General features: G+C 45.3%; 20 protein-coding genes and 1 pseudogene. 6 read left to right on the top strand and 15 right to left on the bottom strand.

All coding sequences use genetic code 11. The annotated features are described in order from the left end of the window. Nucleotide 1: 1 nt before the first annotated feature. The 13 genes and pseudogenes from dpdG to NDI42_RS15900 all read right to left on the bottom strand — a co-directional run bounded on the left by dpdG (nucleotide 2) and on the right by NDI42_RS15900 (nucleotide 15,295). On the bottom strand, nucleotides 2-898 hold the full coding sequence (dpdG, locus tag NDI42_RS15960; protein ID WP_190455232.1) for a protein DpdG: 897 nt from the start codon (nucleotides 896-898) through the stop codon (nucleotides 2-4). Further along, on the bottom strand, nucleotides 895-3,453 hold the full coding sequence (gene dpdF, locus NDI42_RS15955) for a protein DpdF (protein WP_190455231.1): 2,559 nt from the start codon (nucleotides 3,451-3,453) through the stop codon (nucleotides 895-897). Before dpdF ends, dpdG begins: the two co-directional genes overlap by 4 nt. Then, complete coding sequence (gene dpdE / locus NDI42_RS15950; protein ID WP_190455227.1) at nucleotides 3,453-6,779, bottom strand: protein DpdE; 3,327 nt, start codon at nucleotides 6,777-6,779, stop codon at nucleotides 3,453-3,455. Before dpdE ends, dpdF begins: the two co-directional genes overlap by 1 nt. Before the next feature lie 301 nt (nucleotides 6,780-7,080). Next, on the bottom strand, nucleotides 7,081-7,875 hold the full coding sequence (locus NDI42_RS15945; RefSeq protein WP_199311148.1) for a hypothetical protein: 795 nt from the start codon (nucleotides 7,873-7,875) through the stop codon (nucleotides 7,081-7,083). 185 nt (nucleotides 7,876-8,060) lie between these two features. Further along, entirely contained in the window at nucleotides 8,061-10,169 is a 2,109-nt protein-coding gene (dpdA, locus tag NDI42_RS15940; protein ID WP_199311147.1) for a tRNA-guanine transglycosylase DpdA, read from the bottom strand. Then, nucleotides 10,162-10,551 (bottom strand): 6-pyruvoyl trahydropterin synthase family protein, encoded by a 390-nt coding sequence (locus NDI42_RS15935; protein WP_190455221.1) that lies wholly within the window; start codon nucleotides 10,549-10,551, stop codon nucleotides 10,162-10,164. The genes dpdA and NDI42_RS15935 overlap by 8 nt, the downstream gene beginning before the upstream one ends. A gap of 155 nt (nucleotides 10,552-10,706) precedes the next feature. Then, nucleotides 10,707-10,904: a hypothetical protein gene (locus NDI42_RS15930; RefSeq protein ID WP_431191433.1), complete on the bottom strand. Its 198-nt coding sequence runs from the start codon at nucleotides 10,902-10,904 to the stop codon at nucleotides 10,707-10,709. A gap of 131 nt (nucleotides 10,905-11,035) precedes the next feature. After that, a pseudogene (locus NDI42_RS15925) lies at nucleotides 11,036-11,590 on the bottom strand (IS6 family transposase); the annotation flags it as partial. Continuing rightward, nucleotides 11,591-12,043 carry an NERD domain-containing protein gene (locus tag NDI42_RS15920; RefSeq protein WP_190455216.1) on the bottom strand — a complete coding sequence of 151 codons (453 nt, stop codon included), beginning with the start codon at nucleotides 12,041-12,043 and terminating at the stop codon, nucleotides 11,591-11,593. A gap of 317 nt (nucleotides 12,044-12,360) precedes the next feature. Next, nucleotides 12,361-13,284 (bottom strand): ParB/RepB/Spo0J family partition protein, encoded by a 924-nt coding sequence (locus NDI42_RS15915; RefSeq protein WP_190455213.1) that lies wholly within the window; start codon nucleotides 13,282-13,284, stop codon nucleotides 12,361-12,363. Continuing rightward, complete coding sequence (locus NDI42_RS15910) at nucleotides 13,284-14,036, bottom strand: AAA family ATPase (RefSeq protein WP_190455210.1); 753 nt, start codon at nucleotides 14,034-14,036, stop codon at nucleotides 13,284-13,286. The genes NDI42_RS15915 and NDI42_RS15910 overlap by 1 nt, the downstream gene beginning before the upstream one ends. Before the next feature lie 113 nt (nucleotides 14,037-14,149). Then, the gene (locus tag NDI42_RS15905) at nucleotides 14,150-15,124 is read right to left on the bottom strand and encodes a tyrosine-type recombinase/integrase (protein WP_190455207.1); all 975 of its coding nucleotides are present in this window, start codon (nucleotides 15,122-15,124) and stop codon (nucleotides 14,150-14,152) included. A gap of 27 nt (nucleotides 15,125-15,151) precedes the next feature. Then, complete coding sequence (locus NDI42_RS15900) at nucleotides 15,152-15,295, bottom strand: hypothetical protein (RefSeq protein ID WP_348231427.1); 144 nt, start codon at nucleotides 15,293-15,295, stop codon at nucleotides 15,152-15,154. A gap of 167 nt (nucleotides 15,296-15,462) precedes the next feature. On the opposite strand from NDI42_RS15900, the gene NDI42_RS15895 reads away from it, so the two are divergent. The 6 genes from NDI42_RS15895 (at nucleotide 15,463) to NDI42_RS15870 (ending at nucleotide 23,114) form a co-directional block, all read left to right on the top strand. Then, complete coding sequence (locus tag NDI42_RS15895; protein WP_190455204.1) at nucleotides 15,463-15,672, top strand: ribbon-helix-helix domain-containing protein; 210 nt, start codon at nucleotides 15,463-15,465, stop codon at nucleotides 15,670-15,672. Nucleotides 15,673-16,041: 369 nt separating this feature from the next. Continuing rightward, a complete protein-coding gene (locus NDI42_RS15890) occupies nucleotides 16,042-18,075 on the top strand; it encodes a hypothetical protein (protein WP_190455202.1) in 2,034 nt (677 codons plus the stop codon). A gap of 427 nt (nucleotides 18,076-18,502) precedes the next feature. After that, complete coding sequence (locus NDI42_RS15885; RefSeq protein ID WP_190455199.1) at nucleotides 18,503-20,317, top strand: site-specific integrase; 1,815 nt, start codon at nucleotides 18,503-18,505, stop codon at nucleotides 20,315-20,317. A 334-nt stretch (nucleotides 20,318-20,651) separates the two neighbouring features. Then, nucleotides 20,652-21,503: a site-specific integrase gene (locus NDI42_RS15880; RefSeq protein ID WP_190455196.1), complete on the top strand. Its 852-nt coding sequence runs from the start codon at nucleotides 20,652-20,654 to the stop codon at nucleotides 21,501-21,503. Between the two features lie 184 nt (nucleotides 21,504-21,687). Beyond that, nucleotides 21,688-22,554: a tyrosine-type recombinase/integrase gene (locus tag NDI42_RS15875; RefSeq protein ID WP_190455191.1), complete on the top strand. Its 867-nt coding sequence runs from the start codon at nucleotides 21,688-21,690 to the stop codon at nucleotides 22,552-22,554. 257 nt (nucleotides 22,555-22,811) lie between these two features. Beyond that, on the top strand, nucleotides 22,812-23,114 hold the full coding sequence (locus NDI42_RS15870) for a hypothetical protein (protein ID WP_190455189.1): 303 nt from the start codon (nucleotides 22,812-22,814) through the stop codon (nucleotides 23,112-23,114). 169 nt (nucleotides 23,115-23,283) lie between these two features. Here NDI42_RS15870 and NDI42_RS15865 read toward each other — a convergent pair whose 3' ends face one another. After that, entirely contained in the window at nucleotides 23,284-24,057 is a 774-nt protein-coding gene (locus tag NDI42_RS15865; protein WP_190455186.1) for a dienelactone hydrolase family protein, read from the bottom strand. A 95-nt stretch (nucleotides 24,058-24,152) separates the two neighbouring features. Continuing rightward, on the bottom strand, nucleotides 24,153-25,094 hold the full coding sequence (locus tag NDI42_RS15860) for an AraC family transcriptional regulator (protein ID WP_242017634.1): 942 nt from the start codon (nucleotides 25,092-25,094) through the stop codon (nucleotides 24,153-24,155). Nucleotides 25,095-25,634 lie beyond the last annotated feature (540 nt).

Genomic DNA, 25,634 nt, shown 5'->3' with positions numbered 1-25,634 from the left:
ATTATTCCCCAAAGTAAATAATCTGAGAAATTCGTCCATCGTCATCAACTTGATTATTCACTTTTGGCAGAAGCATCAAGTCTGCATCCGACTCTCTTATAAGCTGGATGTAACCTTCATCTTGAAGGCGCAACAAAGCAAAAGCTGTAGATGTTGATAAATATTTAGGTTTACGCCGACCAATATTGGCTTCAATGGTTTCTCGAAAATGCCCAGTTTCAAAAAGAGGGCATTTTATTGCCAATTTATTAATAAATTCATTGAGTAGAATTTTGTTGCCAATTTGTCCATTAAATAGCTGGTTAAGATTATGTCTGATATAAACCGTAGGATCGGGAACCAGTATCTTCTTCAAGTTGTTCCCCTCTTTCAGAGCATATCTCCATGCCAAACCTAAGTAGCACATCCAGTCTCCTAATTGATCGAAAAGACGGTCACTTGACAATTTTAAAAGGTCACCAACTCTCTGTTGATTAACTCTCTGTTCTACTTCTTCCCAAGTTCCAGGGGCATCATACAGGTCTTGTGCTAAATACCACGCACAATCAAGACCAAAGTCTTTTTCATCTTCATTGTCCGAGGCAAAAAATAAATCGGCAAGGGTATTAGGTAATAATTGAGTGCCAAGCTGAGGATTTCTAGCCTCCTCTGGCAAATCAGGATTAATAGCGATATCAAGTCCTTCTTCCTCTTCTATTAAAAGACGGCACTTCAGTCCTTCATTAAGTGCAGCACGGAACATAGGACGCGGAGAACTTTTATCCTCAACCAGCTTATCAGGAGAAAGAATGCGCTCTAGTACTTCTCTTTTCTCTCTTTGACCCTTAGCATGGAGTAAATATCTAAATATTCCTTGCATCCGGCTAGGGTTTGCTAAAGCTGTTTTTAATACGCTCATATTCCAATCTCCGTGCAAAATGGTTCAAAGCGAAAGCTACGTCCAGGAAAAATATCAATCAGTCTTCGGTCATCTCGGCTTGGGTCAGGGGTACTAACGGGAAGTAAAATAATATGCGGTGCTTGGGAGGTACTATTTTTTAGGTAGATTTGAGGCAGGGGAAATTTTTGAGAATGAACGATTAAAGTGGGAAGACGAGGCATCTTAATTGGCTGATATTTTTCATCCTCAAAAAAGAAAATAAAAGCATCGGTAACTCGATTAGCTTCTTTTTTGAAAATGCTATGGAGTTCCTGGGGAGTTACAACATTATGAATCCCCTGTGCAATTAACCATCTGAGCAACTTATTGCGTTGTCGCTCCCATTTTTTTGCTTCAACTGACTCATAAAAAATTAGTAGTAACTTCTCCTCTGCAAGTAAACGTTGGAGTTCCCCTCCCACGAAGAAATCTGGATGTTGCCACACGGGGAGAGGTGCGGGCATAATCCCTGGAAAAGGCTTGACTCCACGCTTTCGACAAAAAGCACATCCCCCGCAAGCACGAGCTACTATAATTGGCTTCCTGGGAGAGAGTTTTTCGCTTACAGAAATTGTGTAAGCTTCAGCAAAAATTTCTGAGAGACAACGTTGCGGTTTTGTCCACAGCGCTTCTTTCATTAATTGAAGTTTTTGATAACTTAAGTCTTGACGTTGAAGGCGAATTGGATCAATTTGAGTTTCCCAACTGTCTTTTGATAAATGATATTCATTGATAATATTAATAATCCGATGATTTTGATAATGCTCAAAGGCTTTAAGATATGATTCTTCTGAGTCAAAGTTGGTTTTAATAGGCGGGTCTTCCCAATTAACTTCAATTAAACCTGCTCGACTCATAAGAGTGAGGGTGTGAATATTCCACTTACGACTCTTTTTATTGTACATATCAATGTCTCCCTCTTTCATGGAAGGAGGAGCATTTATAGGTACACGAAATTTACGATCTGGAGCAATTTCTTTTCTATAGAACATACTTTGCCACCGCTCGAAACCTCGATCAATGGTAATGGTTGATTTTTTAAGGGATTTGGCAACTTTCTGGTCGTTGCTGGTATACAGTGTTAGAGAGACTGCCGCTTTACCGTCTCGTCCTCCCCGTCCCACTTCTTGATAAAAACGGTCAATCGTTTCAGGGACACAGGCATGAATAACTGCTCGAACATCTGCTTGATCGACACCTAAGCCAAAAGCAGAAGTCGCAACAACAATATCAACTCGTCTTTCGTGCCAATTTTTAATTAGTTGCGATCGCTCCTGGGCAGTAGATTCCCCGGTCATCATGGCATACCGCTTAAAACCGACACGAGACAATTCACCACTCCAGTCAAATACATCTTCCCGTTCAGTGGCGTAAATAATTAAAGGACGGGGAAGGTGATACACTGCCTCAAGGAGCCGTTCTCTCCTCTCTTGCTCGCTTCGACACCAAGAAAACCAGTAAGAAGGTTCGGGACGCAACTGGACAGCAGAAATAACCTGAAATGAACCGGGTTGACTAAATAGGGTTTCCAGGGTATCTAAACAGGATTCCGTTAAGGTTGCAGTGAGTAATAAAGTATTAAACGAAGTCAGGCGTAATAAAGCTCGGCGTAACCCAGGAAGTTCTTGAAAAGCAGGGCGAAACTCATCCCCCCACTGTTCGACCATGTGCGCTTCATCAATTACAAAGTAACGCAACATTCCTAGTTTGGCGGCTTCATAAACCGAGGGAGCTAGGGAATCTATAAGACTTTCAGGGGAGGTAAAAATAATGCGCTGAGTGCCTTGACGAATCCTCTGCCGGATACCTTCTCGTCTTTCTTTTCCTTCCTCAGAATCATCACCATAATAGGCAGTCGGGTGGTTGATAAAAGGTTCTAATGCCCGTTCTTGGTCAATCGCCAGTGCTGTTGTGGGAACAACGACTACACTGACACCAGAGGTGCGCGATTTCAGTAGGGCAGGGAGTTGAGCGCAGAGACTTTTCCCAGAACCAGTAGGAAGGTTAATGGTGAGCGTCGAACCCTGTGGTGCTGTCAAAACAGCACGAATTGCCTCACGTTGACCCACACTCTGGTAATCTTTCAAACCAAGCAAATCGAGAAAAGGATCGCCAGGTACCGGGTCGTAATTGCGACGGGGAGTTTCGTCAAATGCAGGTTTATCTGGGGGATATTGGTCAGAAAAGTCGAGCCACTCTGGTTTCCAAGCCTGAGCGCTAATCAAAAAGTAGTCTGGCTCCTCACGCAAAACTTTGATGCCACATCTTTGCCAAATCTCTCTCTCCAAAGGATATGGAGGTGTTCGAGGCACTTTAATACTTTGGGACATTCCTCCCTTTAGGTCTTCATCTTCCCGCCGCAGCACATGACGAACTAGACAGGCAATATCTCCCGCTGCGGGTGCGTAGGGACTACCCACACCAAGGGCATCGAGTAAGCGCCGATGACAAGCCTCTGAGAAGTGGCTCAAATCGGCTGGAAGACTACCCCCTGTTTGGATAATCTCTCTGAGTTCTTCAAACGAATCAGTCATCAATAACCTGTGTCTTGACTAGGTTGAGCAGGAGGTCGCCCGGAAACTATAATGAATCCCACAGAATCAAGCGTCATGCGGGGACGGTAAATTCCCTTTAGCAAGCCTTGACTTAATGCACCTTCGGTACTGAGTTCCTTTGCCAACCCAGAATCAGAAATTTGTTCGCGCTTCGATAATCGGTTAAAGCGCAGTTGGAGCTGGTTGAGCCGATTCTCCAATTTCAGTGTGGCACTTTTGGCTCGTTGTTCGCAGAGTTCGATGAAAGAGGGGTGATCGCGCAATAAATTCTCCGAGGTGTGACGCGCTTCGCGGCAAAAATCCGCCCACTTGCCAGGGTCTATAAATTCATCAAGAATTGGCAAACGGTTTTTTGCCAAGTTATAGTCGCAATAATCACTGCTCTTGCCAAAATAGGGGCGTTGCAGGATACTCAGAAGTTCGGCATTCTCAACAACATCCATTTGAGCATCTAGAAAGATAGTCTTCATCTGGGGTGGAAACAAGGCATCTGCTCGTCGCCTCAGTGCTTTTTCATTAAAATTGTTCAGCCCATCATCCCTTACAAATTGCTGAACAACTGATAAATCCGCCTCAATCGCATAATCGAAGCGAAATCCAACCCACTCCGTACCTTCCCCAGAGTCCCAAGACTCATTATGTCGCCACATGGCAAAGGCTTGACCCCGGTCATCCCAATGGATGTAAGAAGCTAATTCTTCAATCAGCCCTTCACCAATTCGGTAGAGGTTGATACCAGAATACTTGTTTGCCAACCTCCGATTGTAAGCTCCAGATGCCTTAGCCTGAGAAAAGCGATCGATTATCTCGCTAACTGGAATTAAGGTGCGTTCAGTGGGCTTATAACGACGAACTCCTGATAAATTGGGGTCATCAATTCTTAGAAAATCCAAAGCCCTACAAATCCAACCTTCTGTAGCTTTTTCAATTTTCTGTTGATTGTCATCGAATTGTTCTAGAGCTTGAAAATACTGGACGGCATTTTCATCAGATGCTTCAATTTCATCTAAAACATTCTGTTCGCTAATTTTTACCTGTTCGGCTTGAATACCCTCTTGGATAGGCTGAATCATTTCCATAAGCCCCCCTGCTCCCGAATGGAACAGAGCAGCCTCTAGTTCTGGTAATTTTTCATCGACATAAAACTGTAAGCTAGCAATTGATTGATTGAAGATACCAAATCCTTCTTTTAAGAGCTGATACCAAGCCTCTTGAGGACTATCTGGTAAGTCTGGACCTGCCAATAGCCAGGACTTGGCTCCCATTTTGCCGCCAATCCGGTCAAGTCTTCCCAGCCTTTGTTCGACGCGATTAGGTGACCAAGGCAGATCGAAGTGTATCAAACCATCCGCAAATTGAAGGTTACGCCCTTCTTCTCCAGAGAAGTCAGAAACTAAAATGAAACATTGGGGATTGTTCTTGAATTTACTAATATTCTGCTCAACCTGTTCTCGTGAGGCTCCAAATTGATGGCTAGCAATTGAATTTTCACCAAAAGAATTCGATAAATAACGGACAATTTCTGAGCAGGTTTGCACAAAGCTTGTAAATATAACAATTTTGGGCAAACTATCGCTCTTGAAAGGTTTACGAAGTCTCTCTTGGACTCTCTCCAATAACTTAACTATGTCTCTTTGGTAGGATTGGAGTCCAAGAATTTCTGAGAGGTGATAAAGCAAAATTATTTTCAATAACTCAAGGCGATCACCCTCTTCAAACGGTTGTTGAAGAATTTTGAGTAAGGATTGCAAAATCTCCTCTTCCCCAGGAAATTTAGGAGTTTCAATCAGGATACGAACATCATCAGCACCAAACTCTTTGAGTAATCCTGGATGGGATACGTTGTTTAAACGCGCTTCAACGACTTCTTTTAAAATCCCCAACCAAGTACTGCTGGCACGAAAGAGGAGAAGGAAAATGCGGCTATACTCCTCGTTCGGGGCAACAGTTCGCCACTCATCTATAAGCTCGTGAATTTGGTAGGAATGCTCATCTAAGTCATACTCGGCTTTAGGTATGGCATTGCGGTCAAAAAGCACATCTTTAACCTCAGCACGACGGTTACGGAGCATCCGGCGGTGCAGTCGATAGGTATCGCTGATGTGGGTACGAATCGCCTGCACAATTTTATCTCGCTCAGCAGCAGGAGCTTCTTGATTCTGTAGATTACTTTGCAACTCGTCGGCGAGATTCAGTAGATATGTATCTTCGGAAAAAAGGTTTCGCAACTGACCGAGTTTCGTCTTCAGAACAAATGGTTTTGCGCCTTCTTTGAAGGAAAGGAGAACTCGACCGATCTCCTGACGCTTTTGAACTCTAGCTCGAAAGCCTTCTAAATCATCAAGCTGATAGGTGGTTCGATCGAGCAGGTGAAGCATCGCTAGGAAATCCCGCTCATGGTTCAGAACTGGGGTAGCGGACAATAGCAGTAGGCGATCGCTTTTATGAGCAAGCTGTTTGCAGGTCTCGAAGCACTGCCGACGTACCACATTCGAGGAGGTTGCCATCGCCGCGATGTGGTGTGCTTCATCTAAAATGAGGAAGCCAAAACCCTCATTGAGCCTGATCTGATTCAAGTCATCAACGGCAAGCAGTTGCACGCGGTCTGAAAAGTGGGAGAGGTAGAATTTGTCTTCCAACTCCTGACGCCACTGTTCCAGAAGGTATTGCGGCACCAAGACCAATGCACGTCCGTGCGGTTCATCCAGTAGGTATTGCCGCAGAATCACTCCTGCCTCAATAGTTTTTCCCAGTCCAACCTCATCGGCTAACAGGTAGCGTTGAATGGGGTCTTCCAGAACGCGCCGGACGACTTCTACTTGGTGGGGAAAAAGCTCAATGTTGGCAGAAATAAGTCCAGTCATCCCGCGACTGACTGCCCGTTGCTCAACCAGACATTGGACAAAACGCGATCGCTTGTTGTGGAAGTAAGGCGTTTCGTGACCCTTCATCGCTAAGATTCCAATGGGGTCTGCGATCGGCAGATTGCAACGGACATAGACTTCCCGCTCACAAGCCAATACAGTATGCTTATCGGGTAAGTCGATTTGATATTGATGGCGAGATTCATCCCAGCCAAAAATTCTGCCAATGAACCAACTTTCTTGACTTTCCGACCAGAAGTAGCATCGTGTCTGACGCGGGAGCTTAACTCGTTGAAGCGAATTTAGGGCTATAGTTTTTGAAATCCGTTGTCCAACTGAGCAAAAATACTCAACAGTGGCATCCAGATTTGTTAGCTCAATAACCTTTCCTGTACCTAGATAGTTGTGGTGCGATCGCACCAGAGATCCAAGCTCGATCACAGTTCTAGTCCAATTACAGCAATAACAAGGGGAGCAACAGGAGTCTGCCAGACGACGCTGCGGATAAGGAAATTCAGTAAATTTTGAAGCTTGACGTACTCTAAACCGACTTGTATCATAGCGAACGTGCTAGTGTTCAACCTTAGGAGCAGAAATATCTGTTGGTTAACAGTTCCTCTACTTATAGAATTCCCTTAGTCAACAAAAAACTACCAACCTCACTTAATTTTCTACATACCTAGTCTGTGAACTAGGAGTACAGCTAGAATAAGCGTCTGTGTGGAAACGGTTGTGTGAAAGCTCACCCCAAGACTTCCTGCAAGGCATTCCGATGCCCAAACCTTTGGTAGTCGTAACGAGCATCCCACCAGAGCCAATTGGTAGAATCTGCCCAGACCTCATGCTTTCTTATAATTTCCAGACGGCTTAAAGCCAGCCCACCCAAGACAAATTCAGGTCGGCTCCAGGTTAGCAATTCATCCAGTTCCTCAGCAGACAAGCCAAACCTTAAACCAGTTGGCATCGTAGTATCGGCTTTCAACAAGCCTCCCAGAGCAATGTACTGATAGCCGATGTTTCGGTACGCACTCATCAGAGGAGCCAGGAAGCTCTTAGGTGAGCCGTAATGGGGTAGAAAGGAGTCCGACTGCGGCACAGCTTTCTCTTGCCAGTTGTAGAGTACAGCTCCAACCTGCACAACCCCAATCAAGTCATAAGGTCTTGACCGCCGCCAATATTCTTCCCAGCTGAGTCGAGCTAAATAAAGAGATAGTAGGGGTTCTCCAAAAACGTCAGGTGCAAAAACATAATCAGGACTGAAACTGTCGCAGCGCTCCAGATAGTTTCTTATTTTCTGTCGCAACTGCTGTTCCGACGCCAAACGTAACTCACGCACCCATCGGTTGTTCTTAAACTCACAATGGAGTTGATAGTACCAAGGACAATCTTGATTTTCAAAAACACCACTATCGATAAAGAAAAGCTTATTTGTATCGCGAATATCTTTAAGGAGATTTTTCGGGCAGGAAAGGGGAGCTAGAATCCCGTACTCTCCTTCGATATCCTTCAACTTTCTTAACAGACCAGCGTGGTCCATAGAGAAGATCGGTAAAAATTTCTTTTCCACTGAAACCTCAAAATCCTAATGTTTCACATTCCCAGGAGCTTCGCTTTTTCCTGTTACCTTACAGCACAACAAGGAGAAACAGTTTTTTAGGATACATATCAAAAATACGCAGGAAAAGCGTATCTCAACTTTCTTGAGTATACAGACATCTTAGTTCAAGATTTTTCACCTTTAACTAAGACATTAAACCGCTTATGGAAAATATAGGTGTTATGAAAGCCACGTCTACGGTTGCGATCATTTCCTCGGAAAATTACAACTTCAATCCCAATTTCTTGACAGATTACACAACCGCACTTCTTCCAGGGCTGTTCTTCCAAAAGCTCCCGATACATTTGCGCGTGTCTAGTTAAGCGTCTGGCTGAAGATTGAGCGTTTACTTCACCATTGCGTGGCAATTCTAACAACTCGTCTATGGCAAGCAATGATGAGAGAGTTGGCTCTAAAGTAACGCGGCCTGCATCAAACTCACGCAGTATATGAAGTGCTTTTTCTTCAAGCCGCTTAAGAGTTTTCCGGTCTGATACACCAGCTTCCAGCAATCGTTTAATTCGCACCCCAGGTCTATCTACGTTAGGAATGCGAATAGCTGCATAGGTTTTACCATCGAAAGTATGGTAATTCGCTGCTGAATCCAACCAAGCTTTACGCAACGGACTTGCAGAATCAAAACTGGTTATTCCTAGATGACGGAAGACTGGAACAGCATTGAGTCGCCCTACTCCAAACAGATGCATCTTTGTCTGGGGAGTTAAGTGCGGGTGAATGCTCTTTAAGATTTCTAAAATCTCTTGACTTGGTGCTCTAGCCAGTCCACCCACTCCAATATACTCATAGCCCATTTCAATATAGGCTTTGACTGCCTTAGCATAAGATTCTGGACTCCACCCTTGAACTGCACCAATGGGAGTGAATGTATACCCTCCCACTTGATGCTTCTGGATAAACTCTTCTGCATTCTTAATTGTTAACTCATATCGTTTTTCTCTCACTCCTGATTCAGCAAACGGTCCAACAACCAAGTGATCGATGCTCACTCCATAGTTAAAGCCGAGGTGCTGATAGTATTCCAGAATTTCTTCTGTCGTGTAGGGAGGAACCTCTTCCTCGATGTATCCAAAAGCTCCACAATCACCCATCACTGGGCCTGGAAAGCGGATAAATTTGTGAATCCCTATTTTTTCAATAAGGGCTTTTTTCTTCTTGCTACTTTCTACAACTACCTTAGAAACTAGAATGCCATCATAGTTAGCAGTGGGATAAATCTGATGGGCATAGACTTCATCCTCATAGGGGTCTCGCCCTGGTGTCAGAGCATCGCTCAAAAAATTATATTTAGGGTCTACATGATCGTCCCATTCCGGAATGAAGTACTGCATTCCTAAACGCCAATTAGGAGCTGGGGGCAGATCGGGAATAGGAATAAGTTCTTTGTCTTCGGACTTACCGAATTTTAGCTTCTTGACTGATTTAGTAGAAAGCTTTAGTTCTGGCAGTCCTAAAGGTAGTTCTAGCTGAACAGGCTCAGTATCTATAATCTGAATAAAGGCTTCTGGATCGTCGTAAACCTTCTGTAGCAGCATTCCTTCTCTGGCAACACATTCAGCAAACCTTTTAAACAAAAACCCTTTCAAACCTACTAATCCATAGCGGTAGTGTTTAGCATCGGTGTTGTCAAGAGGCAAGACAAACGTTTTTGCCGTTAAATCTCGAATGTAATTAGCACTCTTGGACGAGGCTAAAAAGATAAAGGTTTGGTTGTTGCAAGTTTCAACGGGGAGGCAAAGCGATCGCAGATAATTATCCCCTAGCAGGATAAATACTAGATCGTAGCCAAAAATAGCTTTTTCAAAAGCTTGATGGATTTCTAAAAACTTTGCCCATTCATCAACTTCGTACCCCTTCATCCTATTAAAGGTGACTTCATAAGGCACGATTATTTTGTCTTCCGGGATTAGCCCATACCCAGCCGAAAGAATCTTCACGTCTACTACTTCTCGCCCAAAAGACTGGCGTAGCAGAGTCACCCCCTCCATTGTCCGCAAGTGCTGTAACCCTGTGTACATAAGACCAGTAGGACTAGCAAACTCGCAAAGAGAAGTTTCACGTTCAGGAAGTTTTAAAGAGTCTTTGAAGTCTTCTAATGTTAGCTGATTCGCAGGCTTAAAACGCTTCTGTCCCGTGCAGGACGTAATAACTAAGACACGAGGATGATGCCTCATCTTATTTGAGGACAAAGCTATTGTTTGGGATAATTCAGTCATCCTCATACTCTACCCAAGAATTAGGAGTTTCTGAAACTGCAACTTTCAGTTGCACACCCTCAGGCACTTGTTTCTTCGTTTTGTCATAAATATACTTAGCAATCATCTCAGCCGTTGCCTCGTACTCTGGGGGCAAAATTTCATTCAGAACGCAGTGATCCAGTCCTCCCTTCATCACGTCCTGCTTAGCCCAGCGCAAGGTTCTGAAATCAGCCACCATGACTGAGTGAGGGCAGTATTCTGAGGAGTGGAGCTTAGATGAGGTTGCCTCGATTCGCACCTTATAGGTATGCCCGTGCATCCGACCGCAGGGACCATCGTAGTCTTTGATGTAGTGGGCGCTGTCAAACGCGAATTCTGTTACCAGTTTCCATTTGGGCATCTTGATCTCCCTTCGTAGCTAATTTTTAAAACTACGGTTATTTTGGTTGAGTCGATGGAGGGTATTATCCCCCGCACCTTTCAGTTAAAACCAAACGTGCGCGTTTGGGTGCATCCGGCTCCCGACAATTTTAGAGGCTGTTTGTAAAATAAAAATTAAGTCATCTTAACTGTAAAAGTTAACCGCCGAAGCATCAATCTAGTCATAGCAGCATAAACAAAAGCCTCACTGACTTGTGGCAGTTGTTCATAATCTTTACTCAAACAACGGTAGCGTCCCTTCCCTTGCAAAAATTCGCTCCAATACCCGCCGACGAGGAAACACCACAAATCCTGGTTTAGTACGCTTGGCAATACTCAAGTAAAACAACAGACAATGGGTACAGACAATCTAAGTTGTCCTTGATAGGCTTGGTTAGCCCAAAGCAGCTGGTTCTGTTGCAAGAACTTTTAAGTGATAAACGATTTGTATCGTTCGTATTTCCCTAAGCACTCACACAAAAGATTGCTTTAATAAACTTGGCTTGAGACATAGTGTCCCCTTTGTCGATTCCGTTCACTTGCCCTTTGCGAATCATCGCCATCGCTTCAATTCCGCTCAAGGTTAGTCTGGCGGTGTTGAATGATTTGAACGCCATCATTGGTTTAGCGATTCGCTTGATGGCTCTATGATCCTGTTCAATCACGTTATTCAAATATTTCACCTGCCGTAGCTCGGTCTGCTCTGCAATTGTTTTACCCGCTTTCAAGGCTTTCATTGCGACTGGATAGGCAGCATTCTTATCCACGTTAATCACTCGTGGCGGTTGAGTATGCTGGGCTTTGAGCACTTGACGAAAAAATCTTGCAGATGCCTTGCCATCCCGCTTCGCGCTCAACATAAAATCTAGGGTATCCCCTTCTGAATCCACCGCTCGATAAAAATATTTCCACGCTCCCTTGACCTGGATATACGTTTCATCCACCCGCCACGAATCGTTCGTGAGATTCAAATGGGGACGAATTCGTTTGTCTAACTCTGGGGCATACTTCAACACCCATCAATTGATCGTAGATCGTGCAGTTCCTTGCAGTTCACAGCGAAGCTCTGGAGCAGAACAAAACACCAAGGCTTCGATAAACGGAATCTGCCCTCTACTTCGGCAGGCTCTTTGCCGTTCTAGCAGCGATCGCAACTTTTTAGCTTTGGTATTGGTTGCAATTAGCGGGTTGTTGCTGGTATGGAGTCTACCGTTTGTTTCCCAAGTCCAGGTTCCTGCATCGCCAAACAACCGCCCAGAACGACTTTTAATCTCAATTAGGAAAAACCCCTGCGGAGTGAAGACAAGCAGATCAACCTCATTGATACTGCCATCCGTCGCAATAAACTCAAAATTAGACCAAGCTCGATAAGGCTCATGTGCAGGGAACTGCTGACGCACGAAGTCCAGCGCCTCCCGCTCCCACGGGAAGTTTGACTCAGTAATCGTGTTCCAGTTGCTCGAATTATTCATTCCAATCTGCACAGTGATAGACAACCATTCCTAAATCTACTCTCTCAAACGGTAGTGTGTCCCCGGCAATACACTATACAAAGAGCACAGCAAAAGACTGAACCCCATCTAGCATTTAACGTTGTTGCGGTAGAGTAAGAGACAGTTCTTCTGCTCACTCCGCATCTTCGTCCCGTTCAAGAACATCCAACGCTTGCTGCAACGGCTCTACCGTTAGCAGTTATGACTACTATTTCGGTTGACGGCAAAACTTAGCTTCATCTCAGGAGAATGAGGGATGTCGTCTTCCCACCCTGACACGATAGGATAGCCACTCGCTAACTCTCTTTTGTCAGTTTATCCAACTCATCCAACAATCTAGCAATCCGCTCTCTCTTCTTTCTCTCACCCCAAGTCTTGCTCTTCTGTAAACGCTTACTAATTTCACTCAAACGCTCAAGCATAATCCTCTGTGGAGTTGATTCTGATTGAGGCTTGAGTTCTTTAATATGTGCCTTGATTTCGTTGAGCGATAAGTTCTCCGCAATTGCCAACGAAAGCAAATCAGACCGAAGCTGTTCATCCTTCACCCGCGCAATCGCCATCGCTTTTGTGTACTCAAGCTCTCCCTTCCGTAGCGCTTCTAGCACATCCGATGGAAGATTCAGTAGGGGAAGACGACTAGAACGAAAGGTTCCAGCATTGAAACGTCCTATTGAAGATAGGAGTGACTCAATCTTCTCCAATTGAATCAGAACGTTCTGATTCAACTCAATTCCTCGTTGTTTAGCGTTATAGGACTGGTGGAGAACAGACACCACCTCGCGAGTGTCTAATTCCAGAACAATCGCTAGCAGTTCCAGCACAGCCTCCGTCTCTTCCAATGGGTTCAGGTCTTCTCGCTGAAGATTCTCCATTAAGGCGATTTGGAGAGCCTGCTTATCATCCAGAGCGCGGGAAACGATGGGAACTTCTGTTAATCCGGCATCGCGAGCAGCTCGGAGCCGTCGTTCCCCGGCAACCAGCTCGTACTCCCCAGCCTCAAGAGGACGAACTAACAAAGGTTCTAAAATGCCATGCTCCTTAACTGACTTCACGAGTTGAGCCAGCTTGTCAGGTGCAAAATAGCGACGGGGTTGCTTCAAGGGGTGGCGAATCTTATCGATTGGCGCTTTTGAAGTGGATGGCTCTGAAGGTTTACTAAGGTAAGCATCCAGCGTCTTTAGCTCTGGAGCCGTTCGCCCGGACTTCTTGACAGCCATTAGTCTTTCTCCAATCTCTGAGCAATAAATTCAAGGAGCGGCACAGCCGGATGCTTAGGGTCATAGACGGCTAGTGGTTTTCGCTCCATCGAAGCATCAGCAAAAGCGATCGCTCTGGGAATAGCCGGAAAGATGGGCGCTACCCTGCCGAGTTGCTCTTTTATACCATCTAGAATGACTTTCCCTTGGCTAGTGCGGCTCTCGTGCATCATCGGAACTACACCAATAATAGCCAGTTCTGGATTAATACGTTCTCTTACCTGACGAATAGAGTCGAGAAGGAGTTCTACACCCAGAAACGCTTTGAAGTGAGTCTGAATCGGGACAAGTACATGGGTTGAAGCCACCAGACTCACAATACTGAAAATTCCCAGTGTAGGAGGGCAATCAACCAGTATGAAATTATAGTTGTTCTGAACAGACGAGAGAACTTGCTTAAGCCTCCATTCACGAGCGAGCGCGGAGTGAAGCTGTACCTCGGCGGCGGAAAGGAGAATGTTTGAAGGAACTAAATCCATGCCATGAAGCTGTCGATGAACTGGGAGTGGAGCATCTTTAAGTAATGCGTCCGCGATCGTTTGCGACAACTCAAACGGTTCTAAACCCATGAATGCAGTTAGTGATGCTTGTGGATCAATATCAACTAGCAACACATTATGTCCCCGTTGGGTAAGCTGATAACCTAAGTTCTGTGTCAGGGTGGTTTTACCTGTTCCACCCGCCTGATTAAACAGGGAGATAATCTTGGGCACAGGCTGATACAGTAGCAACACAGGGTAGTTTAAGGCAGTTTCCCCCCTTCCTCTATTATTAGTTACGCTTCTTTAGCATTGATATCTCCTCTCCCCAATTTCACAAGAATCGGCTATTCAGAAAGCCCCGGCAAGTCCAAAAGTTCCACCGCCCGTCGCTTCACCGCTTCAGGTCTTCTGTCGTAGCGGGAACTGGTACTGGGGTCGGAGTGCCCCGCAAGGCGTTGAACCGTTACCAGGTCCACACCCGCATCTAGCAGGTCAGAGATAAAAGTTCGGCGGAAATCGTGGGTACTGAAATCAGCAACATCCGCCTCTTCTCCTCGTTTTTGCAGAATGAATAACACGGACTGCGAGGTGAGCCGTCTGATGGTGACTCGCTTGCCTTTACTCACCGGACACAACAACGGACCAGGAGCGTCACCCCGAACCGCTAACCAATTTAACACCACCCGAATTGCCTGAGTAGACAGGTACACCGTCCGGTCTTTCCCTCCCTTCCCATCGCGAACTTCAATCGCTCCCTTTGAGGGGTAAAAATCACTCTTATCCAGATTGACTAACTCCCGGCGACGCACTCCAGACCCCCGCAAGATGGCAATCAATGCCGCGTCCCTTGTCCCAGTGGGCGTGGAATCGTTTTGGCAGACTTTAACAAGAGCCGCGATCTCGTCCCGACTCAAAGCGCGACCTCTCAAACCTTTGCTGCCGGGAACTGGGCGCAGGTCAGTCGCTAACTTATAGTCTTTTTCCGAGAGTAACTCCAATTTGAGAGCCTCCTGCAACACTCTTTTCAACGCCGTTAGCATTTTGTTGACTGTGGCGGGGCTATACTTCTCTATTAAAACAGCCCTCACCGCTGCCGTGTGCTGATACCGCAGCTTGGCCCAATCGAGAGTCATCACATCACACTCTCCAAATGTCAGCATTGATGCGATCGCGTTGAGAGAACCCCGCATCGTCTGTCTTGACCCCTGCCCCAAAGACGTGAGATAGACGTGTGCCGGATGTCGCGTCAAGGGCAGTGGCACAGTCAGCGCTAAAGAAGACTCCTCTGGGATAGAAGTCGTGGTTTTGGAGTCACCCATCACTAATTACTTGCTCGGAAAGCGTTTCTAGCAAGTGATTATGTCACTTTTTGTGGCGCGATTAGAGCAGTCGCTGAGTTTTTCTACCAGATCTGTGATGCAAGAATCGTTTAGGGCTTGCTGATAGGTAGACAAGCTATCCGTTTGCTTCTGTCGTAAGTTCTCTGTCATTATTAATTTGTCCTCTAAACTTGACAAGTGGAAAGAGGTTAGCTAGGGCAGAGGTTGACCGCCAGTCGCCTTGGTTCACTCTCAAATATATACTTGATTAGGTTGACTTGATATTACTACCAAAAGTCTTGAAGAGGACAAGCAAATGTATACTTGAGAAGAACGCTATGAAGAAAGGAGGCAAAAGACCGCGCACGAAAGGAGAACCCGCCTTCTATGATGAGATGAAGAAACGGGTAAATTTCACCCTGACTCCCACTGGCATTGAGGGTTTAGATGAGTTAGCTAAAGCGTGGGATGTCTCTCGCTCCGAACTGATGGAACGCATCGGTCGTGGCGTTATTCCAGTATCAAAGCCGGAGGAGTCCACTAGCTAAAAAAGCTTTTGAGTACCTTATCGGGCTTGCCCATAAACGAATTAGTTAGAAGGAGAAGGACTATTTGCAGGGAAGAAAGCAAAAGGAGCCAAGGTTACACTCCTTAAACAGCAAATTGCTGAATTGGAAAGCATCCTAGACTCCCTTAAATCAAAAAAACAAATATTAAATTTTGTAGAACGGGCTAGAGGCTTCTAGCTCAGAAGGTGCAAGACTCGGGAAAGTTCAATCACCATCTGGGCGGCTTATAGCTAACCCGCGCTGGCTTTATCGTAGCAAGAATTATAACTTTGTTACAACAAGTTGAAGCCGAAAATAGATCGCCTCTATCCGTTTCTACGCGACACATAAGCGATGGAGGCATCTATTATGGTTGCAGTAGCAGCCAGAAAAACTATAGGGTTGAAACCAGCCGACCCAGTGGGAGCAAGATTTTGCGAATATTTTAATCACCAGTGGAGTTTTATATCAGCTCCCGTACCAGAGCCAGGGAATAAACCCCAGTGGACAACACAGAACAGCTACCCCCTCGAACCCCGCAATCTCTGGGAAACGTACAAAGACCCGAACATCATCCTAGGGTTGCGATTTGACACGGAGACTCGCTACGCACTCATAGATATCGATAGAGGTAGCGACTACCACCCCAACAATGACCCAGAGAAATTTCAATTAATCATTCAAGCAGCCGAGAAAATTGGGCTATGTCGCCACCTACCCGTCCAGTCCAGCAGTAGCGGCGGGTTACATATTTACTTCTTCTTATCAGAGCCAGTACCCACCCTAGCGTTAGCCTGTGCCATTAAATTCGCCCTCCAAGATCAAGGATTGCAACTAAGCGCCGGACAACTAGAAACCTTCCCCAACGCCAAACCCTACAGCAAAGGAAAACCCACCAATTACAACGGACATCGCTTGCCCCTCCAAGTAGGCTCCTACCTGCTGGACACTGACCTCCAACCCCTCACCAACGACATCTCCCGCTTCCTGGACGTAGCTTCTATGCACGCCACAAAGCAGGATATGTCCCAGTTGAGAGAAGCACTAGCCGCCGCCCTACAACGTCAAAAACTCTCCTACCACCCCAACACAACTTCTAAAGCCAAAGTTTGGAAACAACACTTAGAAACTCGGATTAGCGAAGGTTGGACAGCGCCAGGGCAGACCAACGAACTCTTGAAAGACTTTGGCACTTATGGTGTTGTATGGCTAGCCCTCAGCGGTCAACAACTAATAAACCACATTGAAAAGACCGCAATCAACGCCCCAGGTTATCAGCAATACTGCTCCCATCAACATGAAATTGGAAAAAGAGCAAAAGAATGGGCGCATGCAGCAGAAAGCTTCTATGTTCCTTATTGCAGCCATCCAAAGCGGTCTCGTACATACTCCGACACATTCAATAAAGACACCAGCTCCGGCGCAGCCAACAACATAGTACCGTTGAGCGATCGCATTAACGAGCAACGCAGCGCCCAAGCCCAAGAGCGGGTAAAAAACGCCCTATCCCACCTAGAAGCGACTCAGACCCTGCCCACGGCTGCCACAGCAAGAGCTAAAGCCCTGATTGCCACAACCAAGCAACTGTTTGGAGTAACGATTAGTCACAAAACTTTATATAAGCAATCCTATTTAGACTTGTGGCATCCAAAACGCCACAACCAAAGGTGTGAAATAAACCAACCAGAGACAGTTTCAAACACTTCTACTGAGTCCGAAATAGCTCTAGTTGAGCCATTAGAAAACCTGATAGAAGAGCCAGAACCCTTATCAGCACAGGATTCGCCAGAAATTCCTACACCCCCCCCCTATATGAAGGTTGTACATGCGCTGTCTGCCTCGGATGCCCCTCAAAGGCATCCAGAGGCAGCCGGATCTGACTTCAAAGAGGGGTACGGGGAGGAAAAGGCCGTTGAGCCGTCTTCTGAGGTACCGCTGTTTATCCAGGTGCAGGTGAAGCGTCTTGAGTGGCGGCGAATGAAGAATCGGATCAATATCGAGAGGTGGGTCAGAGAAACCCCTGGCGTGGTAATGACCTCTAACGGCCCCGTGCTAGAAACTGAAGTTGTGCAAACTGAAGTTGTACAGTCGCAACCTGTTTTAAAGGAGGATGCGATCGCATCCTCTCCCATGAGTGAAAATCCTCGCTTAATACCCGTTGGAGGTAATCTTGACAATCCTGATGTGTCTTCCATATCTCAAGCACAAAATGGCGCTGCACCTATTGGCAAAAAATGCCTGATTCAGCAAATTACGGGTACGCATTTAGACCAAACAATTGAATGGGTAGAGGCGGTGATGGTTTCAATTCCTAATCCCCCACGGCAGGGGTACTGGGCTTTTAAGTTGGACTCTGGGGAGTGGGTACCGATATTTGGTGAGTCACAGTGGCGGCTGCTCTGATGATTGGCGCATTTTAAGAAGTAGAATCCCTTTCTCGTTCCAACTAGCAATTGGAGCAGCTCCAAAAATGGCTTTGTGTCAGTAGTGGCTCACTAATTGTTCCTGAGATAGCATTAAAACCCACTTTCCACACCCCCTACTGTCACACTACGAATTTTGGCTTTTTGGGTATTTTGGTTTTGCGATCGCAAAACGGGTTTTCCAGTTCTTCGTATCAAAAATAACTCCATTAGGTCGGTAAATTCCGTAAAAACCGATTGTGACAGTAGGGGGTGCGGAATGTGGGATTAAAAGGGCAGTAACTACCCTTTCCAGAGGAGCAGAAAGCCGCGAGCTTTCTGCTGCAACACATAATGGCGGTATGGCGGTAAGCTCAACACAGAAGTGATATGCAAGCCGTTAGGGCAGTAGCTGGGATTAGGCAACCATGCAACCAAAGACAGTCAGTGAAGCATTAGAGCAATTTACCAAGACTAAGGCAGCTCAGGCTAACCCCCGACTCGTCAGTAATCTTCAGACAGCTTTAAGACGGTATATTTTGCCAAACTATGGGTTTGCGGAAGCTGAACTACGAAGTCATCTAGATGAATGTCTGGCAAAAATTCCGTTGTCACAGTTTTTAGGAAACGCAAGACAACTTCTGGAAACCCTGGATACTGGCTCAAATCTGCATTCAAAAGCGCGAAAAGTTTCCCGTGGAACCCTCAACAACTACCACTCAGCTTTGCAGAGATTTTTGAGCTGGATGTATACCCAAGCTTGGGATGACCCTACCCCAAGCAGTCGGAGCGGGGAGTATGCACCTCAGATGTACATCGGTCAAATGTTGTCCAAAACACAACAGAAAGCGAGACAGCATCAGGCAGAACCCTATGCCCTCAAACAGGAAGAGCTTACCCATAAGCTAGAGCAGCAGCTCGAACAACTCGGCGACTTCTGGACTAAATCTCAAGTACGGGGAAGAAAAGGAAAAGCGATCGCGCTCGACACCTTTGAAACTTATAAAAGTAATATTCTCTGCATTTTGGGATGGCTGCATAATATTCAGGGATACTCTTCCGAACAGCTCGCAATTGAGCAAGTGGCTTCGCTAGAGCAACTCCAAGTTTTCATCGACTGGGGTCTTAAGCAAAAGGGCAACAGCTACGGCTGGGCGCTCAATATGGTTCAGGCATCTTTATCTGTTGCTAAATGGCTGGACTCCCAGAAGCAGCGCAACTCAGAAATTTCTGCCGTTAAAGCGCTACAGGATTATTTACATACCCTTAGAACTAATTATGAACACGAGTTCTCACAACAGAGCCAGAGCAAAGCAGAGCTAACCCTGGAAGAAGGGGAGCAGATTGTCGAGTATTTACGGCAGTGCTGTGCACCACGGGATCAGTCAGGAGCGCCACGCTCAGAAGCGGCAATCTTGAAATCCTGGCAACGTTACCTGATTACCGCTCTTCTAGTTTACTCGCCGATTCGCCAAAGAGAAATTTCTCAGTTGGAGTGGCAGCGCACGCTATTTCGTGAAAAAAACGTCTACCGGTTTCAATCTGCCCTGAGGTCGGAAAGGGGGAGAAAAACTTTAGCTTCCCGCGAGTTTCGATTGCCTAAGCATCTCGCTCAAGACTTGGACACCTGGAGGGAGCAGTGGCGTGACAAGATTCCCACGGATCATAATTTAGTCTTTGTACGGCTTGGTTCTAATCGCACACCCGAAACCATAGGCCAACCCCTTAGTACCCGCGACATTTCTGAGCTGGTTTCCACAGCCATCTACAAAGCTACCTCAGTATTGTTTGGGACTCCCAAGCAAGTCACACCGCGAGCTTTTCGACACACGGCTTTCGCTTACTTAGAACAAATCGGATGTTCAAGACGAGGTTACCCGACTAGGGTCAGTCAGGGACAAATTCCTCAATGGTCGCCACCTCCCCAGAGGTATGACAGTCCGGCAGCACAGATTGCTCAACAGATGCGATCTCCCAAGCGTCCAATTAATCAGCCTGACCCATTACTGGGAGCGTTGACACCACCGCCCAATAACCCAATTAATCAGCCTGACCCATTACTGGGAGCGTTGACACCACCGCCCAATAACCCAATTAATCAGCCTGACCCGTTACTGGGAGCGTTGACATCCCCAGAACAGACTGATAGTAATATCGGCTCCACTAAACACATCATTGAACAGTTTCAGCTTGTTGAACAGTCGGAGCCAGGAGACTCCCCTAAAGATTTTTCAGAGCCTTAAACTGTGCAAGTTATTCCCTGATTGAATGCAGGAACTCCTTGCACAGACACGTTTTTAGCTCAAATCTAACTACCTCACTCTCTCGGTTTAAAAATCTCTCATTCCTCCACCTCAAATTTTAGTGTACCTTTTTAGGATTTTATCCTATACTATTTGAGTGAGCCTTTTTAGGATTTTACCGCGACTAGGGAAGACGTTCCTGAGTGACTACCGTCATTGCTGGTCATTAATTTTCTGGTGCGTGTTGAACAAAAAGCTGTGTTTCGGAACGTTGTAGTTAAAGGTTTACTCCTTAATTCACAACTCCATTCAATTTACAGTTGAAATAAGAACTATGAAAGTCAATAGAAACGGTCAGTCCAAAATTTTAACCCCACAAGAAAGACAACTTTTGCTGAATCAAGGTTTTCTCTGTCAAAGAGACCGCGCCTTGAATGAACTCTGTTACTACACAGCCTGTCGGATTTCAGAAGCCCGACAAGCTCGGTACACAGATATCTTTGATGGGGATAAAGTTCGAGATACTATCGTCATTAGGAAATGCATTACTAAAGGTCAACAAGCTACTCGCTGCATTCCCACTCATCCAAATCTAGCCCAGTCTTTAGAAAAATACATCCAAGACTCTAGGAAACTTCTAAAGATTAAACAAATTATTGGACAATGGGATTACAAGAGCTTGTATTGTGGTCAAGTTTTTGACAACGAGCAGAGAATTATTTGCCCTAAATGTGCCAGCTACGATATTACAACTGCTGGGATGGTTCGGGATAAACAAATGTATAAATGTAAAAGCTGTTTGTATCGCTTTCAAATAAAAACAGCTTTCGTGGATCATCCTGAACTAAGAGACACTGTAATTCGTCTGGGAGTTTATAACTCAATGAGTTACGGTTTTCTTTTCATGTATCCCAAGAACCCTTATTTATTTCCTGGCGCAGAAGGAAAAGAGTGTCTCGCTTTGAACACAGCTATTGGCATCTTCATGAAGGGTTGTAGGCGAGTGAATTTAGTTGGAGCTTCTACTCATAGTTGGCGACGGACAGCACTAACAGAGATGCATAAAGCTGGGGTGCCCATCAGAGTCACTCAAAATATTTCTGGACATAGCCGGGTCTCCAATCTCCAAAAATATCTAGAAGTTTCTAGAGAAGAAGTTGAAGAGGCTGTGTTTCTTTTACCTTAACCTGAATATAGCAATCCTATTTGATTTACGAACTCCCAACCCTGGCAGAAAAGTGGTGACAACGGGTTGGCGTTTTAATCTCATTTAGGATTCCTATATTTGTGCTGAAGTCGATAATTCTGCCATTGAAAGTTCTGTAAAATTGTCATCATAATTTATTTAGGAATTTAGGAGCCATAAACTCATGTTGATTGACAGAAATGGTCGAGCCAAAGTCCTCAGCGATAGAGAAATTGAACAGCTATTTGAGCAAGGGTTTAGGTTTGCTAGGGATAAAGCTCTATTTGCTACCTGCTTTTATACAGCTTGTCGAGTTTCTGAAGCCCGTCAAATGCATTTCGTTGACGCTTTTCATGAGGAAACAGTGCGAGATGACATTATCATTCGTAAAGCCAATAGCAAAGGAAAACAAGGGACTCGGACGATTCCCACCCACCCTCATCTTAAAAAGATTCTCCAGCAGTATCGCCAAGATTCTTTAGAATTACTCCGGCTGCGAGAACTATTTGGCGGGTGGAGCCATAAGAACTTAAATTCAGAAGGAAAACTGGTTTGGAACAATATGTTCCAATGTCCTCTTTGCGATTCTAAGCATTTTAGTAAGCAAGGCTGGTACAGAGATAAAGAACAAGTTTACCTCTGTAAAAATTGCCATAGTTATTTTCATGAATCAAAACTCATCAAATCTCAACTTGATGCCAATACTTCGCCAACGATAAAATATGACACTTTAGGAGTAATCAGTTCATCAAATTACGGATTTTTATTCGCCGAACCCAACAATCCATTCCTGTTTCCAGGAAAACAAGGTCAGGGATGTCTTAGCCTCAGAAATGCTATCAACATTTTTGAGATAACTTTTGACAAACTTGGGATTTCTGGAGCTTCCTCTCACAGCTGTCGGCGGACATCGCTCACTATCATGCACCGCGAAGGAGTTATCCTTCGGGTGCTGCAAGAAATCAGCGGACATAAGGACTTAGGAGCTTTGCAGAAATACCTAGAAGTTTCTCCTGACCAAACACGGGCCGCCATTAATGTTTTGGGATGAATCTGTATCACAAGTAATGATGATTGTCAATGAGTAGCTCTTAGGCGATTTCTAGGAATACGAAGCTGAAACGCTTGCCCTGTAAGGATTTCAAGTTTAAAGTAATTTTTAAGTATTTTTTAACAATTCTGTGTCAAATCCAGAAAAGCATATTTTGGAGTTAAGAAAGCTTTTGAATAAAAACAAAGGGTTTTGTGACAGCGGCTACATAGCTTAATACTTCGTCAATTTAGTAACAAAAGTTGAAGGTTTTAATTATGGGTAATTCTGGTCGAGGTGGTGCGAGAGCGGGTGGGGGTCGTCCTTCGCGCTGGAAAAATAAGCCGACAACTACAATCCGAGTGCCGGAAGTGTTTGCTGAAACGTTGTTGGAAATTGCTGAAAATCTAGACCAGGGAATTGAGGATACGCTTGTAATTGACCGGAAGTCAATGAATGTTAGTAAGCAAACAAAGAAAGAACAGCTAGCTTTATCACAACTCCGTGTTTATAAACATTCTGGACACAAAGTCCTACGATTGGAGGAATTAATTAGTGTCTTACAAAGCAGTCTTGATTAATGCTGGCTCATTATTTTAGGCAGAAGAAAATCGAAATTTCTTTCTGAACACAGTGGTTAGAACTGCTCCTAAACATACATCTATTAGAGCAATGAGCTAAGAAAAGTTCAAGAATAACTGTGGAATCAGAAACCCCTTCAACCAAAATAATTTAGAGTAGTGTTATCTATCAAATAGCTTCTGTCAATGTTTGGGAAGAGAAAGCCTGTAGATGCTGATGAAAGAATCGAGTTAGTTCGCCCCAGCCATCTTCCGCCGCCAGATGGTTGTAGTCAAATCGTTCGTGGCAGAAAAAACCATGACCTGCATCGGGGTAAACCTTCAAGGTGTAGTCTTTACCAAGTTCTTGAAATCGCGACTCAATTTGCCGAATGCGATCGCCTGGAATAAAGGGATCTTGACCGCCGAAAAATAGGTAGATAGGCACCGTGATATCTTTGACTGCATTAACCCAGTCATCGGAAACCATGCCGTAGAAGGGAGCCGCGACCGCAATTTCGTTTGATAACTTGCAAGCCGTAAAAAAGGTTAAGCCGCCGCCCAGGCAAAACCCGGTTACTCCGACACGATGGGGGTTCACTTCTGAGTGTGACTTTACATAGGCTAATGCGGCTCGAATGTCGTTCTCCATTGGCTTGCCGAAATCCAAGCGCCACATCATTGCCATCGCTTGCTCAACCTCGTCATAACCAAATTTGTTGTTCGGCAACTCGCGGTAGTATAAATCTGGAGCCAGGACTACATAACCTTCGTTCGCAATCCGGGCTGCTACATCTCGGATATGTGACGTTAAGCCAAATGCCTCCATCAGCAGCAGGATGGCGGGCTTATAATGCGAAGCACTGCCTACTTCCAGGTAATCAGATCCTGTTGGTGTAAATAGGCAGGCGGGCATTTCTCCATCCGATGTAGAAATTAATACCTCGGTTTGTTCAATTTTCATCTTCTTTCTCCAAGAGAACCTGCTGTAAATAGCTTAGAAAGCTGGCAATCCAAGACTCTAGAAGAAAGTTGCTCGATTTTAGTAAATTCTTGCGGTCAGGTTTGCAGGAGTTGTTTTGGTGTTATACCAACGATGCGTTTGAAGCATCTCGTCAAGTGGCTTTGATCGCAAAAACCTGTTAGCGCTGCAATATCCGCAATGCTCAGTTCGCTGTGTTTTAACAGATGTTTTGCTTTTTCAATTCGCCGTTGCAGGATGTATTGATGGGGTGTGGTTCCTGTCCGTTGCTTGAACAGACGTAGAAAATGATAGGGGCTAAGTTGAGCGATCGCGCACAACTCAACCAGCTTCAAGTCCTGATGGAGATGCTCATGAATATACTCTGTTACCTGTTGCAGCGTTGATTGAGATAATCCATCTGGATAACTCGAAAGCTTCGGTTGGATGGTGCAATAGTTCCGTAACAGGTGAATCGCTAATGTGGTTTTGAGGCTATCAATCAGCAAATCACCACCGATTTTGCCAGACTCTAATTCCTCTTTCAAGGTCGAAAAAATTCCTTGAATCAAAGGATCTGCGTCATTCATAAATCGGGGCGTAAGTTCAATGCGATCTGGATTCACAAAATCCTGACCGACCTGTTGGAGGAGGGCAGGCTCAATTGCCAAAATCATAAACTCAACTGAGGTAGCCCAGTTACAGCGATGGAAAATGCCCGCAGGAATTATGGCAATATCTCCCACTCTCCGCCTTTCCCGCACCAGCTTTCCATCCAACCACCGTTCTCCTGAGGCAATCAGGCTATCCAATTCTGGTTGTTCGGGTGATTCAGGAAGCCCACAAGCGATCGCGCTAGCGTGCGCGGCTAGCGCGATCGCGTGCATCGTATGTTGATGCTCGGCGATTTCAAATTTTGGCTGCTGGTAAACTTCTAGATGCAGGTTACTCCAGCCAGAGCTTGAGAGGATAGAGGGTTTGGGCAATAGTGAATTGGCTGCATTCGCTTGGCGATAATCAATGACCGGCACTTTTTGCATTGACATCTCATCCCTCACTGCGATCGCTTGAAAACTCTTTTATTTTGCCCTCCTGACGTAGGTTAACGATTTTTGCTTATGTCGGCGCTGCTATCACCGTCATCAAGTCAGATCGGCTACCTTTGATTGGTAACTGATAGCAGCGTCACCCCCTCAACAGAATTTACCCATACTGGGAGCATGGTGCCTACTAGAGTGGCAAGAGAAAATCCAGGTTATAAGCGATCGCTCAATTAATTAGTAAATGTGCAACGACTGCATTTAAAGGAATGTAACAGGCGTAGCTATTAGACATCTCCAGAAATTAAATATCGACTCAGGCAGGGCAAGGGTTTCAGACTAATTTTCGGAGATGTCTATTAAAGTGAAGTCCGTTACGAAGAAAGTGACGGGCTAATTATCGAGCAATATCAGATTGACAGAGAAATCCTAGAGACAACTCTTGTGTTGGCAAGTCGTAAGACGACTCAAGGATTGTCTAAGGAGCAACAAACTACAGAGAGCTTGATGAGCGCGGTATACCGCGCTGATGGAGTATTT

Origin of the sequence: Funiculus sociatus GB2-C1, assembly GCF_039962115.1 — a bacterium.
GTDB classification, from domain to species: domain Bacteria; phylum Cyanobacteriota; class Cyanobacteriia; order Cyanobacteriales; family FACHB-T130; genus Funiculus; species Funiculus sociatus.
The sequence above is the reverse complement of the archived record's forward strand: the minus strand, read 5'-3'. Positions and strand labels throughout refer to the sequence as shown.

What these genes read in the sequence shown, in the direction of transcription:
- dpdA (WP_199311147.1), bottom strand. Translation starts at nt 10,169, where the DNA reads ATGACTGAATTATCCCAAACAATAGCTTTGTCCTCAAATAAGATGAGG.
- NDI42_RS15915 (WP_190455213.1), bottom strand. Translation starts at nt 13,284, where the DNA reads ATGGCTGTCAAGAAGTCCGGGCGAACGGCTCCAGAGCTAAAGACGCTG.
- NDI42_RS15895 (WP_190455204.1), top strand. Translation starts at nt 15,463, where the DNA reads ATGAAGAAAGGAGGCAAAAGACCGCGCACGAAAGGAGAACCCGCCTTC.
- NDI42_RS15905 (WP_190455207.1), bottom strand. Translation starts at nt 15,124, where the DNA reads ATGGGTGACTCCAAAACCACGACTTCTATCCCAGAGGAGTCTTCTTTA.
- NDI42_RS15885 (WP_190455199.1), top strand. Translation starts at nt 18,503, where the DNA reads ATGCAACCAAAGACAGTCAGTGAAGCATTAGAGCAATTTACCAAGACT.
- NDI42_RS15865 (WP_190455186.1), bottom strand. Translation starts at nt 24,057, where the DNA reads ATGAAAATTGAACAAACCGAGGTATTAATTTCTACATCGGATGGAGAA.
- NDI42_RS15875 (WP_190455191.1), top strand. Translation starts at nt 21,688, where the DNA reads ATGTTGATTGACAGAAATGGTCGAGCCAAAGTCCTCAGCGATAGAGAA.
- NDI42_RS15920 (WP_190455216.1), bottom strand. Translation starts at nt 12,043, where the DNA reads ATGAATAATTCGAGCAACTGGAACACGATTACTGAGTCAAACTTCCCG.
- NDI42_RS15860 (WP_242017634.1), bottom strand. Translation starts at nt 25,094, where the DNA reads ATGCAAAAAGTGCCGGTCATTGATTATCGCCAAGCGAATGCAGCCAAT.
- NDI42_RS15945 (WP_199311148.1), bottom strand. Translation starts at nt 7,875, where the DNA reads ATGGACCACGCTGGTCTGTTAAGAAAGTTGAAGGATATCGAAGGAGAG.
- NDI42_RS15900 (WP_348231427.1), bottom strand. Translation starts at nt 15,295, where the DNA reads ATGACAGAGAACTTACGACAGAAGCAAACGGATAGCTTGTCTACCTAT.
- NDI42_RS15935 (WP_190455221.1), bottom strand. Translation starts at nt 10,551, where the DNA reads ATGCCCAAATGGAAACTGGTAACAGAATTCGCGTTTGACAGCGCCCAC.
- dpdF (WP_190455231.1), bottom strand. Translation starts at nt 3,453, where the DNA reads ATGACTGATTCGTTTGAAGAACTCAGAGAGATTATCCAAACAGGGGGT.
- dpdG (WP_190455232.1), bottom strand. Translation starts at nt 898, where the DNA reads ATGAGCGTATTAAAAACAGCTTTAGCAAACCCTAGCCGGATGCAAGGA.
- NDI42_RS15870 (WP_190455189.1), top strand. Translation starts at nt 22,812, where the DNA reads ATGGGTAATTCTGGTCGAGGTGGTGCGAGAGCGGGTGGGGGTCGTCCT.
- NDI42_RS15890 (WP_190455202.1), top strand. Translation starts at nt 16,042, where the DNA reads ATGGTTGCAGTAGCAGCCAGAAAAACTATAGGGTTGAAACCAGCCGAC.
- NDI42_RS15880 (WP_190455196.1), top strand. Translation starts at nt 20,652, where the DNA reads ATGAAAGTCAATAGAAACGGTCAGTCCAAAATTTTAACCCCACAAGAA.